Annotated in this window: 2 protein-coding genes; both read right to left on the bottom strand. The window is 71.9% G+C overall.

Going from position 1 to position 18,734, the window contains the following annotated elements:
* Positions 1-260: 260 nt before the first annotated feature.
* Positions 261-1,283 carry an alpha/beta hydrolase gene (locus tag IU449_RS16310; RefSeq protein WP_228804998.1) on the bottom strand — a complete coding sequence of 341 codons (1,023 nt, stop codon included), beginning with the start codon at positions 1,281-1,283 and terminating at the stop codon, positions 261-263.
* A 189-nt stretch (positions 1,284-1,472) separates the two neighbouring features.
* Entirely contained in the window at positions 1,473-18,362 is a 16,890-nt protein-coding gene (locus IU449_RS16305; protein ID WP_195002928.1) for a non-ribosomal peptide synthetase, read from the bottom strand.
* Positions 18,363-18,734: the final 372 nt, after the last annotated feature.

The following is an 18,734-nucleotide window of genomic DNA, read 5'->3' as shown; positions in this document are numbered from 1 at the left end:
AAACCAAATCCACCCTCGGTATCGGATCCATATCCTCGCGCCGATACTGTTGGCCGATTTGCATGCGGCTTATGTTCGATCACCCCAGCACCGTCGTAGTGTGCTGCTCGGCCTCCGCCTACGCAGCGGCCGCCCGCGCCTGGTAGCCCCTGGTCCGCACAGCGGAGGCCCTTGGTCCGTTCGGGGCGATATCGGAGAAGACAGCAGCCCCGCTCACACGCGTCGGTGAGCGGGGCTGCCGGGAACTACAGCGATCGACCTCAGATGCCGAGGCCCTTGGCCAGCACCGGCCAGGACTTGGGGAACTCCTCGTTCCAGTAGCCCCAGGAGTGGGTGCCGTTGGGGCGGAAGTTGTAGGTGGCGGGGATGCCGAGCGAGTCGAGCCTGTTCTTGAGGTTGTTGGTGCAGTAGTTGGTGCCCGCCTCGATGATGCCGCCGATGATGATCTGGTTGGCCAGGCCGTAGGAGCCGGGCAGCGCGTAGGGGCCGTCGAGGGTGTCGTACGGGCCGGGCAGGCCGTTGCCGGTGGAGATGTAGAGGTCGAGGCCGCGCAACTTCTCGGCGTTCACGTAGGGGTCGTTCTCGACCCACTCCTCCGAGCCCTCCGGGCCCCACATGTTCTCGACGTCGCCGCCGCCCCAGGTCTCGACGGTCAGCTTGATGAACTGCGCGCCGACCGGGTCACTGGTCTGCGCGCAGCCGCTGTAGGCGGCGGCGGCCTTGTACAGGCCGGGCTTGGCGATCGGCAGGGCCAGCACGGTGGTGCCGGAGGTGGACAGGCCCGCGATGGCGTTCACGCCGTTGGTGCCCAGCGCGCCGTCGACCAGCGGGGGCAACTCCTCGGTGAAGAAGGTCTTCCACTTGTTGCGGCCCAGCTCGGGATCGTCCTTGATCCAGTCGGTGTAGTAGCTCCACTTACCGCCGATGGGCTGGATGACATTGACGTTCTTGTCGGACAGGAAGTCCAGGGCGTTGGACTTGGCGACCCAGGACGCCGAGTCCTCGCCGCCGCCCGCGCCGTTGAGCAGGTACAGCGTCGGCCGGGGCACCGAGGCGTCGGCCGGGCGCTGGACGTCGATGATGATGTCCTCGTCCATCGCGGCCGAGTGGACGTAGAGGCGCAGGTTGCGGTCGTCCTTGACCTCGGCGCGGGAGATGCGCGAGCCGTTGGGGGCGACGGGATCGGCCAGCAGCGCGCCGGACTCCATGATCGGGTCAGCCGTCGCGGAGGAGACGCCGAGGCCGGAGACCAGTCCGGCGAACAGCGCGGTGGTCGCGATCAGCGCAGCGGCTCGCGAGCCACGACGCCGGGTCTGCCGACGAATCAATTTCGCACCTTCACTTCGTATCGGTATCGGGATCACGGGTCAGGTCGATCACGGGTCTCCCTCGATCGGGCGGCGTGCGGGTCCACCACGCCCCGACACGGCCCGCGTGTCCGATCGATGTAGTCGTCACGTCAGGGGGAACCGTTACCTTGCGTTGCCATCATGCCTGATGGGACCGCTGACCGGTGTTCGCACCCCCGGGGCGAGTCGCGCGGCCAGCGTCGGCCCGATCTGGGCGAGCGCGTGCGGCGAGGTCATCTCGTCGTGGGTGGCGTGCACCGGATGATCTACCACCTCGCCCGCGACGAACGGCCGCCACTTGACCGCCGAGGTCCCCGGATCGATGCCGCGCACCAGGTTGGCGCCCAGGATGCGGGCACTGAAGTAGTCGACCCGGCCCTTGAAGACTCCGGGACGGTAGTCGGAGATCAGTTCCGCCGAGCGGACGGCGCTGCGGTAGACCCGGCCCAGCCGCTCGGGGGTGAGCGCGGTCAGGTCGGCCGGGATCGCCGCGTGCAGGGCGGCCAGCGAGTCCTCGCTCAGGTACGGCGCGGGCTCGTCGCCGAGCAGGTTGTCGGCCTGGATGCCGATCTCGGCGAGCGCGCCGCGCAGCGCGTCGTGGAAGTCCGCGGCGGAGATGTCGTGGTGGCTGTCGAGCAGCGCCAGCACCGCGACCTCCTCGCCCGCCTCCTGCAGGGCGACCGCGACCGCGTGCGCCAGCAGACCACCCAGCGACCAGCCCACCAGGTGGTAGGGGCCGAAGGGCTGCACCGAGCGGATCTCGGCCAGGCAGCGCGCGGCCATCTCCTCGAGCGACCTGGGCAGGTAGTCGGGTTCCGACAGCGCGGGCGACTGCAGGCCCAGGACCGGGCGGGTCGGTTCGAGGTAGGCGAGCAGGCCCGCGTACCCCCAGGACAGACCGGCCATCGGGTAGAAGCAGAACAGCGGAGGCAGGGCGCCCTCGCCGCGGATCGGCAGCAGCGGGCCGAGCGCGTCGGCGGTGCCCGGCTCGTAGTCCACCCCGCAGGCGCGCGCCTGTTCGATGCGCCTGGCCAGGGTGGCGACCGTGGAATCGGTGAAGAACCACTGCACGCGGGTTTCCACCTCGGCGTCCTGGCGCAGCCTGGCGACCACCTTGGTCGCGGCCAGCGAGTTGCCGCCGAGTTCGAAGAAGTCGTCGTCGGCGCCGACCCGATCCACCTCGAGCACCTCGGCGAACACCGAGGCCAGCAGCTTCTCGGTCTCGGTGGCGGGTGCGCGATAGGGGCGCACCGGCAGTTCGGGCACCGGCAGCGCGCTGCGATCGAGCTTGCCGCTGGCATTGAGCGGCAGTTCCGACAGCGGCACCACGGCGGCGGGGACCATGTACGGCGGCAGCGCGGCCCGCGCGTGCGAGATCAGCGCGCCGGGCACGACGACCGCGCCCTCGTCGGGCACCACATAGGCGACCAGGCGTTCCCCGGCGGGGGCCTGCACGATCGAGACGGCGGCGTGACGCACCGCCGGATGGGCGAGCAGCACGGCCTCGATCTCACCGAGCTCGATGCGCTGGCCGCGCAGCTTGACCTGGAAGTCGGTGCGGCCCAGGTATTCCAGCACCGCCCGGCCACCCGCACCGCGCCGCCAGCGCACCACGTCGCCGGTGCGGTACATCCGCTCGCCGCCGTTGCGGGCGACGAAGCGCTCGGCGGTCAGGCCGGGCGCGCCGTGGTAGCCGCGCGCCAATTGCACACCCGCCACATACAACTCGCCCGCGGTGCCGTCGGGCACCGGCCGCAGCTGACGGTCGAGCACGTGCACGCGGGTGTTGGCGACCGGCGAGCCGATGGGCACGCTCGCGCCGCCCTCCGCATCGGCCGGGTCGGCCCGGTACTCGGTGACCACGGTCGCCTCGGCGGGCCCGTACCAGTTGAGCAGGTCGACGCCCGGCAGCCGCTCGGCGAACATCGCGGCGGTCTCGGTGGACAGCACCTCGCCCGCGGCGAACACCCGCCGCAGCGAGGTGCGCCTGCCCGGCCGGATGTCGGCGAGGAAGGCATCGAGCATGGAGGGCACGAAATGCACGGTGGTGACGCGATGTTCGGCGACCACCGCGGCCAGGTAGGCCGGGTCGCGGTGACCGTCGGGTTCGGCGATCACCACCGACGCGCCCGCCTGCAACGGCCAGAACAGCTCCCAGGCGGAGATGTCGAAGGTGATCGGCGTCTTGTGCAGGACCACGTCGGTGCGGTCGTGCGGTTGGGCGCGCTGGGCCCAGCGGAGCTGATTGGCCATCTGGCGGTGGGTGATCGCCACCCCCTTGGGCCTGCCAGTGGAGCCGGAGGTGTAGACGACGTAGGCCAGATCGTCGGCGGCGACCCGGACGCCGGGATGCGCGGGCATGCCGGTGAGGTCGAGGGTGTCGACCTCCACCACGGGAATCGCCGTGGCGGTGCGGAATTCGTCGACGGACCTGGTGAGCACGCAGACCGGCGCGGCGCCTGTCAGCACCTGCTCGTTGCGCTCGTCGGGATGGTCGGGGTCCACCGGCACGTATGCCGCGCCCGCGCGCAGCACCGCGTAGATCGCGACCACCAGGTCGATGCTGCGGCGCATGGCGACCGCGACCAGCTGTCGCGGCTCGACGCCCAGCTCGGCCAGTTCGGTGGCCAGCACGCGGGAGCGCCGGTCGAGTTCGGCGTAGTCCAGCACGGCACCACCGGCGATGAGCGCGGTCGCGCGCGGGGTGCGGGCGACCTGCTCGTCGAACAGCCGCGGAAGGGTCGCGTCGTCCAGCAGTTCGGGCACCACGGTCGAGTTGCGGGCGAACAGCGCCGCCCGCTCGTCGGCGAGCAGCGCGTCGACCTCGCCGACGCGGGCGTGCGGCACCGCGACGAACTTGCCGATCAGGGCGGCCAGCCGGGAGGCCAGGGTCTGCGCGGCCTCGGGTTCGAACAGATCGCGCAGATACTTCACCTGCACCCGCAGTTGCTCTCCGAGCGCCACGATCACCGTCACCGGGTAGTGCGTGCCGTCGGTGACGTGGACGCCGCTGACCCGCATGCCGTCGATCTCGCTGATCCGGCGCAGGCCCTCGGCGTCGACCGGGTAGGACTCGAAGACGACCAGCGAATCGAACAGCGACTCCAGACCCAGCGCCTCCTGGATCTCGCTGAGGCCGAGGTGATGGTGATCCAGCAGCACGGCCTGTTCGTCCTGCACGGTGCGCAGCAGCTGGTCGAGGGTCCTGGTCGGGTCGAGGCGCACCCGCACCGGTGCGGCGTTGAGGAACAGCCCGACCATCGTCTCCACGCCGTCGAGATCGGCGGGTCTGCCGGAGACGGTGGCGCCGAAGACCACGTCGTCGCGGTCGGTGCTGCGGCCGATCAGCAGCGCCCAGGCGGTCTGCACCACGGTGTTGACGGTGACGCCGACGCGCGCCGCCAGCCGAACCAGCGCCTCGGTCTGGGCGGTGGACAGGGCGAAGCCCGCTTCCCCGATGCCCGCGGAGATCTCATGGCCCGGCCTGCGCGCGAGCAGGGTCGGCTCGGTGACGCCCTCCAGCGCGGTCCGCCAGGCCGCCAGCGCCGCCTCGCGGTCCTGGTCGGCCAGCCAGATCAGGTAGTCGCGGTAGGGGCGCACCGGCGGGAGTTCCCGCGAGTGCGGACCGAACGCGTAGCCGGTCAGCAGTTCGCGCATGAGCAGCGGCACCGACCAGCCGTCGAGCAGGATGTGGTGGCTGGTGACCACCAGGTGATAGCGCTCCGGCGAGGTGCGCAGCAGGGTGAAGCGCAGCAGCGGCGCGGTGCCGGGATCGAAATGCTGTGCCAGTTCGGCGTTCTCGATGCGCTCGGCCTCGGCGGCGATGACCGCGGGATCGAGGTGGTCGAGCGCGATCTGCCGCCACGGGGCATCCACCCGGGCGGGCACCACCTGCACGGTGGTGCCGTCGGCGGTGTCGGCGAAGGCCACCCGCAGGTTGGCGTGCCGGTCCAGCAGTGCCTGGGCGGCGGCGCGCAGCCGGCCCGCATCGACGGAACCGTCGAGGTCGAGCACGAACTGGATCATGTACGGGTCGATGGAGGCGTCGGCCAGCAGCGCGTGGAACAGCATGCCGGACTGCAGCGCCGTCATCGGCCAGATGTCGGCGGGCGCGGAGTAGGTCTCGGTGAACCGGTCCAGATCGATCTGGGTCAGCCGCACCAGGGGGAAGTCCGAGGGCGTGTGCCCGCCCGCGCCGGGACGGGAGCCGTGTTCGGCCAGACCGCCGAGGGCGCGCACCCAGTGTTCGGCGAACCCGCGGACCTGCTCGGCGGTGAAGGCCGCCGAGGCGAAGTCGAAGCGCGCCAGCAGGCCGTTGCCGGTGGTCTCGATGAGCATGTCCAGCAGCAGGTCGTCGGCGGGGGCGTCGGTGTGCACGCGGGCCGGTCGCAGGTCGCGGTAGCGCAACCGGAGCAGGCCGGGTCCGGGCAGATCGATACCGGGATCGAGGTAGCGCAGCAGGCCGTAGCCGACGCCGCCCGCGGGGACCGCGCGATGCGCTTCCTTGACCTGAGCCAGTGCCCGGCCCGCGGCCGGACCGCCCACCAGGGCGTCGGCGGTGTCGAGGTCGCCGAGGTCGAGCACCAGCGGATAGCCGGTGGTGAACGCGCCCACCATGTCGGCGTCGGCTTCCGAACGCGCTTCGGTGTCGAAGGCGCCACGCGCGGCGGAATCGAAGCCGCCACGGGCGTCGGCGTGCAGGCGGACCACCGGGCCGGTGGCGCGCACGACGGGACTGTCCGCGGCGGTCCGCAGGGCCAGGGCCAGCGCGGTGAGCAGCACGTCCCCGACGCCGGTGTGATAGGCCGCCGCGGTCGTCGCGACGGCCGCGGCGCCTTCGGCGGTGATGGTCAGCGATACCCGGGAGCGGGCCGACAGCTCGAGATCGCGCGGTGCCTGCCTGCTCGCGGGCGCGACCGCGCGCCACCGGTCGAGTTCGGCGTGTACAGCCGGATCGGCGGCTCGGGCGGCCAGGTCGCGCAACAGGATCGCCAGACCGTGACCGGTGGCGGGCACCGGACGCACGAGTTCGGCGGAGTGCGGGCGCGACCAGGCCGCGACGAGCTGGTCGATGAGCACCCGCCAGGCGCGGTCGTCGACCACCAAGCCGTTGGCGACCACCACGAGCTGGGCGGAGCCGTCCGCGCCGACGTGCACGAACCGGATATTGCGGCCTTCGACCGGGTCGAGCGCGGCTGCCGCGGCGGCGACCACGTCGTCGAGCGGAACACTGTCGGCCAGCCGGAAGTACGGTCGGTCGTCCGGCGACGGGGTCGGCGGCAGGACGAATCCGGCGGGGCGTCCGTCGGCGGCGGTGCGCAGCCGCGCCCACAGCATCGGATTGCGGGCGAGCACGATCTCCACCGCCTGCCGCACCTTGACCGGTGTGGCGTCCACGGGCAGGTCCACGACCACCGCGCGCGGCTCGATGCCGTCCGGCCGGGTGGCCAGGATGCGCGTCGCCTTCGGGGTGAGCGGCAGTTCGCCCGGCCGCTGCGCGGGTCCGGCCGGCGGGGCGGTGCCCGCCGCGGCCAGAGCGGCGACGGTGCGCAATTCGAAGACCTGACGCGGAGTGAACCGCACGCCCGCGGCCCTGGCCCGCGCGACCACCTGGATGGCGGCGATGCTGTCGCCGCCGATGGCGAAGAAGTCGTCGTCGGCGCCGACCTGCTCGCGTCCGACCACCTCGGCCACGACCTCGGCGAGTGCCTGCTCGGCGGCGGTGGCGGGGGCGCGGTGCGTGGTAGCGGCCTGCCGTGGCGCGGGCAGCGCGGCGCGGTCCACCTTGCCGACCGAGGTCAGCGGCATCCGCGGCAGCACGACCACGGCGGTGGGCACCATGTATTCGGGCAGCCGGGTGCGCAGTCCGGCCAGCAGGGTCGCCTCGTCCAGCGGCGCGCGCTCGGCGGCGAGCACGTGCGCGGGGACGACATAGGACACCAGCGACATTGCCCGGCCGGGCTGGTCGCGGCCCACGGTGACCGCCTGGGCGACGCCGGGCTGGGCCAGCAGCGCGGCGTCGATCTCGCCGAGTTCGATGCGGAAGCCGCGGACCTTGACCTGGAAGTCGGTGCGGCCCAGGTATTCCAGATTCCCCGTCGTGGTCCGGACGACCAGGTCGCCGGTGCGGTACATCCGCTCGCCCGCCGCGCCACCGGCTTCGACGGCGAACGGGTCGGCGAGGAAACGCTCGGCGGTCAGCGCGGGCCTGCGATGGTAGCCGCGGGCCAGCTGCGCGCCCGCCAGGTACAGCTCGCCGGGGACGCCGTCGGGCACCGGGAGCAACATCCCGTCGAGCACATAGACGCGGCTGTTCCATTCCGGCGAGCCGATCGGCACGGTCGCCGAATCCGCTTCGCTCACCGCGTGATCGGTGATCGACACCGCGGCCTCGGTGGGTCCGTAGAGGTTGTGCAGCCGCACCCCGCTCGCGCGTACCCGCGCGGCCAGCGCGGCGGGCAGTTCCTCGCCGATGGCCAGTACCAGGCGTACCGAATCCGGCAGGCTGCCACCCGCTTCGGTGACCAGCGCGTCGAGCATCGACGGCACGGTGTGCAGGGTGTTGACCCCGGTCTCACGGATGAGGGTGTTGAGGTAGGACGGATCGCGGTGACCGTAGGCGTCGGCGATCACCAGCCTGCCGCCGCACACCGCCGCCGACCAGAACTCCCACACCGACAGGTCGAAGGTGGCCGCGGTCTTCAGCAGCACGATGGTGTCGCGGTCGAGCCCGAATTCGGCGGTCTTCCACAGCAACTGGTTGACGATCGCGCCGTGCGAGATCGTCACGCCCTTGGGGGTGCCGGTGGAGCCGGAGGTGAAGATCACGTACGCCGGGTGGTCGGCGTGCAGCTTGCCGTTGCGCTCCGAGGGCGCAATGGCCGCGGGCGAGAGCATCGACAGGTCGAGCGTGTCCACCACGACGGTGAGCGCGGCGGTGGTGTCGAAGGCGTCGCGGGTGGTGGTCAGCACGCAGATCGGCGCGGCGGTGGTCAGGATCTGCTCGACGCGCTCGACAGGCTGATCGGGATCGATCGGCACGTAGGCGGCGCCGGACTTGGCGACCGCGAACATGGCCACCACCAGGTCGACGCTGCGGCGCATGGCCAGCACCACCCGGTCCTCCGGGCGCACCCCGCGCCGGATGAGGTGGCGGGCCAGGCGGTTGACCCGCTGGTCCAGCTCGCCGTAGGTGATCCACACCGCGCGCTGGCCTTCGCCCGCGACCAGCGCCAGCGCCTCGGGGCTGCGCATGACGGTGTCGTCGAGCAGCGAGGACAGGTTCGCGCGCGGGTCGATCCAGTGCTCGGTCTCGTTCGCCGTGCGCAAGATCGCCTCGCGCTCGGCGGCCGAGAGCAGGTCGATACCGGCGACGGGCATCATCGGGTCGGTCAGCACGGTGTCGAGCACCCGCTGGAACCGGTCGGCGACGGCCTGGACGGTGGATTCGTCGAACAGGTCGGTGGCGTAGCTGAAGTCGGCCAGGATCTCGGCGGGCGTGCCGTCGGCCTCGTAGCGGTCGGTGACGGTGAGCTGCAGGTCGGTCTTGGCCAGATGGGTCTCGAACTCCAGCGGCGCCACCCGCAGGCCGGGCAGCTCGAAGGTGGTCTCGCGCAGATTCTGGAACGAAAGGCCCACCTGGAAGAGCGGATTGCGGGCGGTGGAGCGGGGCGGGTTGAGCACCTCGACCAGGCGCTCGAACGGCACGTCGGCATTGTCGAAGGCGGTCAGGTCGCCCTCGCGCACGCTCGCCAGCAGTTCGGTGAAACTCTCGCCGGGTGTCACGCTGGTCCGGAAGACGACGGTGTTGACGAACATGCCGATCAGGTCGTCGAGTTCGCGTTCGCCGCGACCGGCAAGCGGGGTGCCCACGGCGATGTCGCCGGAGCCGGAGAGCTTGGCCAGCAGCACCGCGAACGCGGCGTGCACGACCATGAACAGCGAGGCGCGGTTCACGCGAGCCAGCTCCTGGAGGGCGGCGTGCCGGTCGGCGGAGACCACCAGTCGCACGGTCGCGCCCTGGAAGGACTGCGCGGGCGGGCGCGGGCGGTCGGCGGGCAGGTCGAGCTGATCGGGCAGGCCGGCCAGCCGCTCACGCCAGTAGGCGATCTGCGCGGCCGCGACCGAATCCGGGTCGTCCTCGTCGCCGAGCACGGCGCGATGCCACAGAGCGTAGTCGGCGTACTGCACCGGCAGCGGGCTCCAGCGCGGCGTACTCCCGTGCAGGCGCGCGGTGTAGGCCACCATGATGTCGCGGGCCAGCGGGGCCATCGAGGCGCCGTCGGCGGAGACGTGGTGTACCACGAAGGCGAGCACGTGCTCGGTGGGCGCCAGGCGCAGCAGCGCGACGTGGAACGGGATCTCGCGGGTCACGTCGAAGGTGCGCCGGGCCAGGTCGGTGAGCGTGGCGAACAGCCGGTCCTCGGGCACGTCGACAGCGCCGAGTGCCACCGGCTCGGTGGGGACGGGGTGGATCAGCTGGTAGGGACGCTCGTCGCCGCCGGGATAGACGGTGCGCAGCACCTCGTGGCGGGCGAGCACATCGGTGACGGCGCGGCCGAGTGCGGCGACGTCGAGTTCGCCGGACAGGCGCACGGCCATCGGGATGTTGTCCACGGCGGAGGCCGCGACGTCGAACTGGTTGAGGAACCAGTAGCGCCGCTGCGCCGGGGACAGCGGAATCCGGTCGGGGCGCGCTCCCGCGGTCAGCGCGGGACGAGCCGCCGCGGAGGCGCCGGGCGCGGCGGAATCGAGCCGGGCGCCGAGGCGGGCGGCCAGACCGGCGACCGTCGGCGCGTCGAACAGTTCACGCACTTCCAGCCGGGTGCCGAGGGCGGCGCCGAGCCGGGCCACCACCTGGGTGGCGATCAGCGAATTGCCGCCGCGAGCGAAGAAGTCGTCGTCGGCGCCGACCGGTTCGGCGGACCCGAGGGCTTCGGCGTACAGCGAGGCGACCACCTGCTCGAGCCGACCGCGCGGGGCGCGGAAGGTGCTGACCCGCAACACCGGCGCGGGCAGCGCGGCGCGGTCCAGCTTGCCCGCGGGGGTGAGCGGAATGGTGTCGAGCACGGTGATCGAGGCGGGCACCATGTGCCGGGGCAGCGCCCGGCTCGCGGCGGCCAGCAGGTCGTCGGCATCGATGCGAGCGCCCGCGACGGGATGCACATAGGAGGCGAGAATCGTGCTGCCGTTGTCGAGTTGGTGGCCGACGGTGACCGCGAAGTCCACCTCGGGCTGCGCGGTCAGCGCGGCGTCGATCTCGCCCAGTTCGATACGGAAGCCGCGGATCTTGACCTGGAAGTCGTTGCGGCCCAGGTACTCCAGTTCGCCGGCAGCGGTGCGGCGCACCAGGTCGCCGGTGCGGTACATGCGGGTGCCGTCGGCCGCGAACGGGTCGGCGACGAAGCGGGTGGCGGTGAGCACAGACCGGTCGCGGTAGCCCCGGGCCAGGGCGGGACCGGAGAGGTAGAGCTCGCCGCTGACCCCGGCCGGGACCGGGCGCAGTCGCCGGTCCAGCACGTAGGCGGCCGTGGCGCGGAGGGGCGCGCCGATGGTGATCGGGGCATCGGGCGCCATCGGGCCGGTCACCGAGGCGACCACGGTGGACTCGGTGGGACCGTAGGCGTTGTGGAACGCGAGCGCGCCCGCCTCGATCGGACCGGCCCAGCGCCGCACCAGTTCCGGCGGGCATGCCTCGCCGCCGGTGATCAGCACCCGTAGATCGTCCAGGTTCTCGGGATCGAGCCCGGCCAGTGCGGCGGGGGTGATGAAGGCATGGGTCACCCGTTCCCTGCGCAGCACCTCGGCCAGGTCGCCGCCGCCGAACACACTGGGGGCGACCACGATCATGGTCGCGCCCGCACCGACGGCGAGCAGCAACTCCAGCACCGAGGCATCGAACGACGGCGAGGCGAAGTGCAGGGTGCGGGCGTGCGGGGTCAGCGCGAAGCGCTCGCGCAGTTCCTCGGCCAGCGCCGCGAGTCCCGCGTGGGTGACGGTGACGCCCTTGGGGGTTCCGGTGGAGCCGGAGGTGTAGATGACATACGCCGGATGCTGCGGACGCAGCGGGCGGCGCCGGTCGGCGTCGGTGAGCGCCGTGGTATCGAACCTGGCCAGACGCGCGACGAAGGCGATGTCGTCGAGCAGCAGCCAGCGCACCCGCTTGGGCAGCGCGGCCACCTCGTCGCAGACGGTCAGGCCGAGCACCGCGCCGGAGTCGGCGAGCATGTGCGCGATCCGCTCGGCCGGGTAGGCCGGGTCGATGGGCACGAATCCGGCGCCGGTCTTGGCGACGGCCCACAAGGCCAGTACCGATTCCAGTGAGCGCGGCACCGCCACGGCCACCAGGTCTTCCGGGCCGACGCCGCGGTCGACGAGTTCGCGGGCGAGCAGGGTGGAGCGGGCGTCGAGTTCCTGATAGTCCAGGACGCCGAGCTGCTCGACGGCGTCGGTGAACACCACCGCCGTGTTGCCCGGCGCGGTGTCGACCGCCTCGGCCAGCAGCTGCGGCAGGGTCAGGTCGGTGCGCACCGCGGTCTCGGCCGGACGCAGATATGCCCGATCGAGATCGTCGAGCAGGTCGATGTCGCCGATCGGCTGCGTGGGGTCGGCGGCGACCTCGGCGGCCAGCCGCGCGAAGCGGTGCGCGAAGCCCTGCGCGGTGGCGGCGTCGAAGATGTCGGTGGCATAGGTGAGCGCCGCGCCCAGCGGACCGGGCATGCCGTCGGCGTCGTGCCTGGGCTCGATTTCGAGCAGCAGGTCGAACTTGGCCGCCAGCGGACCGGAGTCCATCGCGGTCACGGTGAGGCCGGGCAGTTCCAGGACCGGCTTGGTGAGGTTCTCGAAGCCGAGCACCACCTGGAACAACGGGCTGCCGGTGCCCGCCCGGTCCGGGGCGACGGCGTCGACGACCCGCTCGTAGGGCAGCTCGGCGTGGTCGAAGGCGGCCAGGTCGGCCTCGCGCGCGGCCTCGACCAGTGCGCTGAAGCTCGAATCCACGTCGACGTCGGTGCGCAGGGTGAGCGTGTTGACGAACATGCCGACGAGGTCGTCGAGCGCGCGTTCGCCGCGGCCCGCGACCGGCGTGCCGATGGCGACGTCGGATTCGCCGCCGAGGCGGGCCAGCAGCGCGGCGAGCGCGGCGTGCACCACCATGAACAGCGAGGCGTTGTGTTCGCGGGCCAGCTCGGCCAAGGCGACGTGGACCTCGACGGGCAGTTCGAACCGTACCGACGCGCCGCGGGCGGCGGCACCGGTGGCGCGAGGCCGGTCCGGGGTCAGCGCCGGCCCGGGGCGCAGGCCGTCGAGCCGCTCGCGCCAGAAGGCGAGCTGTCGCGCGGCCAGCGATTCCGGATCGTCCTCGGCGCCCATCACCTCGCGCTGCCACAGCGCGTAGTCGGCGTACTGCACCGGCAGCGGTTCCCACTCGGGGGCCTGCCCGGCCGAGCGGGCGGCGTAGGCGGTCACCAGGTCGCGGGCCAGCGGGGCCAGCGAGGCGCCGTCGGCACAGATGTGGTGGGTGACCAGCACCAGCAGATGCTTGTCCGGCACACCGCCGTTGAGCAGCGCGATGCGCACCGGCACCCGCTCGGTGACGTCGAAGCCGGAGGTCATCAGCTCGATGACCCGGCCCATGATGTCGCGCGGCCGTTCGACCCGCAGGCCGCCGGGCAGCACCTCGCCCAGCGGCAGGATCTCCTGGTAGGGCAGCTCGTCGGCGCCCGCTGGGTAGCGGGTGCGCAGCACCTCGTGGCGCTCGAGTACGTCGTCGACCGCCCCGCGCAGCGCCTCGACGTCCAGCGCGCCCGCGATCTGCAGCGCGAACGGCACGTTGTAGGCGACCGAGGACGGGTCCATCCGGTTGAGCACCCACATGCGCTGCTGGGCCGGCGACAGCGGCACCGTCGCCGGGCGCGGGCCCGCGGTCAGCGCGACACGGCTGTTGCTGCCCGCACCGGGCACGATGCGCTCGGCCAGCGCGGCGACGGTGGGGGCCTGGAACAGGGCGCGCACGTCGAGGGCGGCATCGTGGGCCTCGTTGAGCCGGGCGATGACCCGGGTGGCCAGCAGGGAATTGCCACCCAGGGCGAAGAAGTCGTCGTCCAGACCGACCTCGTCGCGGCCGAGCAGGTCGGCGTAGACACCCGCCACAGACTGTTCGACGGCGGTGACGGGCGCGCGGAAACTCTTGGTCTCGAAGACCGGGTCGGGCAGCGCCTTGCGGTTCAGCTTGCCGACGGCGCTGAGCGGGAATTCGTCGAGCACCACGATCGCGGCGGGCACCATGTAGTCCGGCAGGGCCGCGGCCAGTCCGGCGCGCACGGTGTCCACATCGACCGCGGTGAACGAGCCCGCGGTGACGTAAGCGATCAGCTGATCACCGAGTTGCGGGTCGGTGCGCACCAGTGCGACCGCGTCGCGGACGCCCGGCTGGGCCCGCAGCGCCGTCTCGATCTCGCCGAGCTCGATGCGCAGGCCGCGCAGCTTCACCTGGAAGTCGCTGCGCCCCAGGTAGTTCAGCTCACCGTCGCGGGTCCACGACACCAGGTCGCCGGTACGGTACATGCGGGAACCGGACGCACCGAACGGGCAGGCCACGAAGCGGTCGGCGGTCAGATCCGGCCGCGACAGATAGCCCACCGCCAGCTGATCGCCCGCCAGATACAGTTCGCCCACGACGCCGGGCGCCACCGGGCGCAGGCGCGTATCGAGCACGAACACCGACGTGTTCCACACCGGGCGGCCGATCGGCACCGAGGTCACGTCGGCGTCGACGACCTCGTGGAAGGTCACGTCGACCGCGGCTTCGGTGGGGCCGTAGAGGTTGTGCAGGCGGGCGCCGGTCAACTCGCGCAACCGCTGCGCCGTCGCGGCGGGTAGCGCCTCGCCCGAGGCGAACACCTGTCGCAGGCTCGACACCCCGGCCCGCAACTGTTCGCCGTGCTCGGCGAGCGAGGCGACGAATACCGCCAGCATCGAGGGCACGAAATGCACCGTGGTGACGCGGTGTTCGGCGATGAGCCGGGCCAGGTAGACCGGATCGCGGTGGCCGTCCGGGGCGGCCACGACCAGGCGGGCGCCGGTCTGCAAGGGCCACAGGAACTCCCACACCGACACATCGAAGGTGGCGGGCGTCTTCTGCAGCACGGCGTCGGCCGGACCGATCGGATACTGCGCCTGCATCCACAGCAGGCGGTTGACGATCGCGGCCTGGCTCACCGCGACGCCCTTGGGACGGCCGGTCGAGCCCGAGGTGAAGATGACGTAGGCGATGTCGGCGCCGGTGGCGGCCCTCGGCCGTTCGGCCGCGGTGATCGGGCCGTCCGGCACACCGTCGAGGTCGAGTGCGTCGATGGCGATGCGCGGCACCGTGGAGCCGGGCGCGCCTGCCTGCCCGGCGGGCGTCGGCGACATCAGCGCCGCGTCGGCGCGGGTGGTCAGCATCAGGACCGGATCGGCGGTCCCGAGCACCGATTCCCGGCGTTCGGCGGGCTGTTCGGGATCGAGCGGCACGAAGCCCGCACCCGACTCGAGCACCGCGTACATGGCCACGACCAGGTCGATCGAGCGCCGGATGCCCAGGGCGACCAGGGAACCGGGGCCGACACCGGAGAGCAGCAACGCCCTGGTCAGGCGGTGCACGCGGGTGCCGAACTCGGCGTAGGTCAGCGTCTCGTGCTCACCGGCCACCGCGACCAGCCGCGGATCCGCGGCCAGGCGCGCCTCGAACAGTTCGACCAGCGTGACGTTCGGCACCGGATAGGTGGTGGCGTTCCACTCGGTGAGCACCGCGTGCCGTTCGGCGTCGGAGAGCAGGTCCACCTCGCCCGCGACTTTGTGGACGCTCGCGACCATGGCCGAGAGCACCCGGCGGTAGCGCTCGGCGAAGGAGCGGATGGTGTCGGCGTCGAAGAGGTCGGCGGCGTAGGCGATCTCGGCGGCGATGCCGGACGGGGTGCCGTGCTGGTCGGCGGATTCGGCCAGGGTCAGCTGCAGATCGAACTCCGCCAGCGGACGCGCCGAGGTGACGCCTTCCACGGTGAGCCCGGGCAGGTCCAACGCGCCCAGACGCAGGTTCTGGAAGGTCAGCATGACCTGGAAGAGCGGGTGGTGCGCGGTGGTGCGCGGCGGGTCGATCAGGCCGACCAGCCGTTCGAAGGGCAGGTCGGCGTGCTCGAAGGCGTCCGCGTCGCCGGCGCGCACCTGGGTGAGCAGTTCGTCGAAGGTGGCCTCCGGGCGCACCTGGGTCCGCAGCACCAGCGTGTTGACGAACATGCCCACCAGGTCGTCGAGGGCGGGTTCGCCGCGACCGGCGACCGGGGTGCCGATGGCGATGTCGTCGCCGCCGGACATCCTCGCCAGCAGCACCGCCAGCGCCACGTGGGCCACCATGAACAGCGTGACATTGTGGCGGCGCGCGAGTTCGGCGAGCGTCGCGTGGAATTCCGCGTCGATGCCGAAGGTCAGGGTGCCCGCGCGATAGGACGCCTCCTGCGGACGCGGCCGGTCGGTGGGCAGCGTCGACAGCTCGGGCAGATCGGCCAGCCTGGCGCGCCAGTACTCGCGCTGGTCGTGCAGCAGCGAACGCGGGTCGTCCGCCCCACCGAGCAGTTCGCGCTGCCAGAGCGTGTAGTCGGCGTACTGCACGGCCAGCGGCGTGAAGTCCGGCGCCCGGCCCGCCGTGCGCGCCTGGTAGGCGAGCATCAGGTCGCGGGTGAGCGGGCCCATCGAGAAGCCGTCGGCGGCGATGTGGTGTACCACGCACACCAGCACGTGCTCGCGCGGGGACAGCTCCAGCAGCCGCAGTCGGATCGGCGGCGCGACGGCCACGTCGAAGCCCGTGCCGATGACGGTGTTCATCAGTTCGGGCACCCGGTCCGGCGCGACCGCCAGGACGGGCAGTCCGGGTATCGCACGCGGGTCCTCGACCGGCAGCACCACCTGGGTGCCCTCGCCGTCGACCTCCGGGTAGACCGTCCGCAGCACCTCGTGGCGGGCGATGACGTCGGCGACGGCCGCGTCCAGCGCGGCCACGTCCAGCGCCCCCGACAACCGCACCGCCACCGGGATGTTGTTCACTCCGCTGGCCGCGTCGAAGCGGTTGAGGAACCACATGCGCTGCTGGGCATAGGACAGCGGGACCCGATCCGGCCGCTGCACCGCGCGCAACGGCGGGCGGGCAGGCGCGTCCAGACCCTCGATCAGTGCGGCGAGGCCGGACACGGTGGCGGCCTCGAACATCAGCTTGACCGGGACCTGAACGCTCGCGACGCTGCCGATCCTGGCGACCGCCTGGGTCGCCAGCAGCGAGTTGCCGCCCAGCTCGAAGAAGTCGTCGTCGGCGCCGACCTGCAGCTGCACGTCACCTTCGGGCGCCAGCACCGAGGCGAAGACCTCGGCCACGATCCGTTCCATCGGTGTCGACGGTTCGCGGTAGGTCCTGGTGGCGAAGACCGGCTCGGGCAGCGCGGCGCGGTCGAGCTTGCCGACGGCGTTGAGCGGCAGTTCGTCGAGCACCATGATCGACGAGGGCACCATGTAGGTGGGCAGGACCTTGCGGATGTGTTCGCTCACCTGGGTGATGTCCAGGGCGGTCCCCGCCCGCGCGAGCACGTAGGACACCAGCGCGGTGCTGCCCGAGGGCAGCGTGGCGCCCAGGGTCGCGGCGAAGTCGATGTCGGGGTGCGAGGTCAGTGCGCTGTCGATCTCGCCGAGTTCGATGCGCAGGCCGCGGATCTTCACCTGGAAGTCCGAGCGCCCCACGTACTCGAACGCGCCGTCGGATTCGCGGCGGCGCACCAGGTCGCCGGTGCGGTAGAGCCTGCTGCCCTCGCCGTCGAACGGGTCGGCCACGAAAGCGGCGGCGGTCAGCGCGGGGCGGCCGTGGTACCCGTGCGCCAGCGAAGGACCGGCCAGGTACAGCTCGCCCACCACACCCGCGGGCACCGGGCGTAAGAGGGTGTCGAGCACGTAGGCGCCGACTCCCGGCAGCGCCGTGCCAATCGTGATCTCCTCGTCGACGTGCAGCGGCTCGGAGACCGTCACGATCATCGTCGCCTCGGTCGGACCGTAGATGTTGTGCATGGTCCGGCCGGGGTACGCCCACCGGCCGACCAGTTCGGGGTTGAGCTTCTCGCCGCCGACGGCCAGCGTGCGCACCGAGGTCAGGCCGAACGGATCGACCGATTCCAGCGCGGCGGGGGTCATCATCAGGTGCGTGACGCCGGTCCGCTCGATCAGCGCGGCCAGTTCGGCCCCGCCGTAGACCTCCGGCGGGGCGATGACCATCGTCGCGCCCTGCGGGAAGGCGAACATCGCTTCCATCAGCGAGAAGTCGAAGCTCGGCGAACTCAGGTGGGTCACCAGGTCGCCGACGCCGATGCCCAGATTCGCGCCGGCCGAGGCGACAGCCGCGATGCCGGTGTGCGAGACCAGCACGCCCTTGGGCATGCCGGTCGAGCCGGAGGTGTAGATCATGTAGGCCGGGTGCGCCGGGGTGAGGGTGCGCACCCGGTCGGCGTAGGAGATCGGGTGCGCCGGATGGGCGGCGATGCGCTCGGCGCGCACCGGATCGTCCAGTTCGATCCAGTAGGTGCCTGTCCCCAGCACGGGGCGGTGCGCGGAGGTGGTCAGGCCGAACTCGGCGCCGGAATCGGCCAGGATGTGCGCGATCCGCTCGGCGGGGTAGTTCGGGTCCACCGGCACATAGGTGGCACCGGTCTTGGCGATCGCCCACAGCGAGAGCACCGATTCGATCGAGCGGGTGATGCCCATGGCGATCGTGTCGCCCGGGCCGAGATCGCGGCTGATCAGCTCCCTGGCGATCCGCGAGGAGGCTTCGTCGAGCTCCCGGTAGGTCAGCTGACGCCGGTCGGCGGGATCGCCGGTCGGGTCGCTGAGGACCGCCACCGCGTCGGCGGCGGACTCCACGGCCGCGGTGAGCAGCTGGGCCAGCAGCGGCGAGCCCGACCGGCGGCGGCGACCTTCACGGCTGGAACGTCTCCCTGTGTCCATCGCGCCAGTTCACCTCTCGGGTCGAGCAAAAACCACACCCGCACGGCACTCGTGCGGACATACACGGCGACCTCGGGCACGCAACAATAACCGCCCGCGATGTTCTGCACATCGCTGTACGCATACGGTTCATTGCACCCGAGACCCCGGTAGGTTACTCACACCACTTAACAGACCATCAGGTCTGGTCAGTGTGCGAGTCGGGTGACCTGCCACCCCGGTCACACGGATCATCTCTCGCCGCAGCGAAATACTCCAGAGTGTCGACGAACGGGCTCGGCATCGTATCCACCGCCACTCGTGGGCTGCCGCGACTGTGCCCGGTCGTCGTTGCGCGGGCCGTCGGCTGCCCCTCGGCCCGGCGGCCGGCGA

Origin of the sequence: Nocardia higoensis (assembly GCF_015477835.1) — a bacterium.
GTDB classification, from domain to species: domain Bacteria; phylum Actinomycetota; class Actinomycetes; order Mycobacteriales; family Mycobacteriaceae; genus Nocardia; species Nocardia higoensis_A.
Note: the sequence above shows the minus strand (reverse complement) of the source record. Positions and strands in the feature narration are given on the sequence as shown.

Bases quoted from the DNA above. Each gene is read 5' to 3' on its own strand.
- IU449_RS16305 (WP_195002928.1), bottom strand. From the start codon at position 18,362: ATGGACACAGGGAGACGTTCCAGCCGTGAAGGTCGCCGCCGCCGGTCG.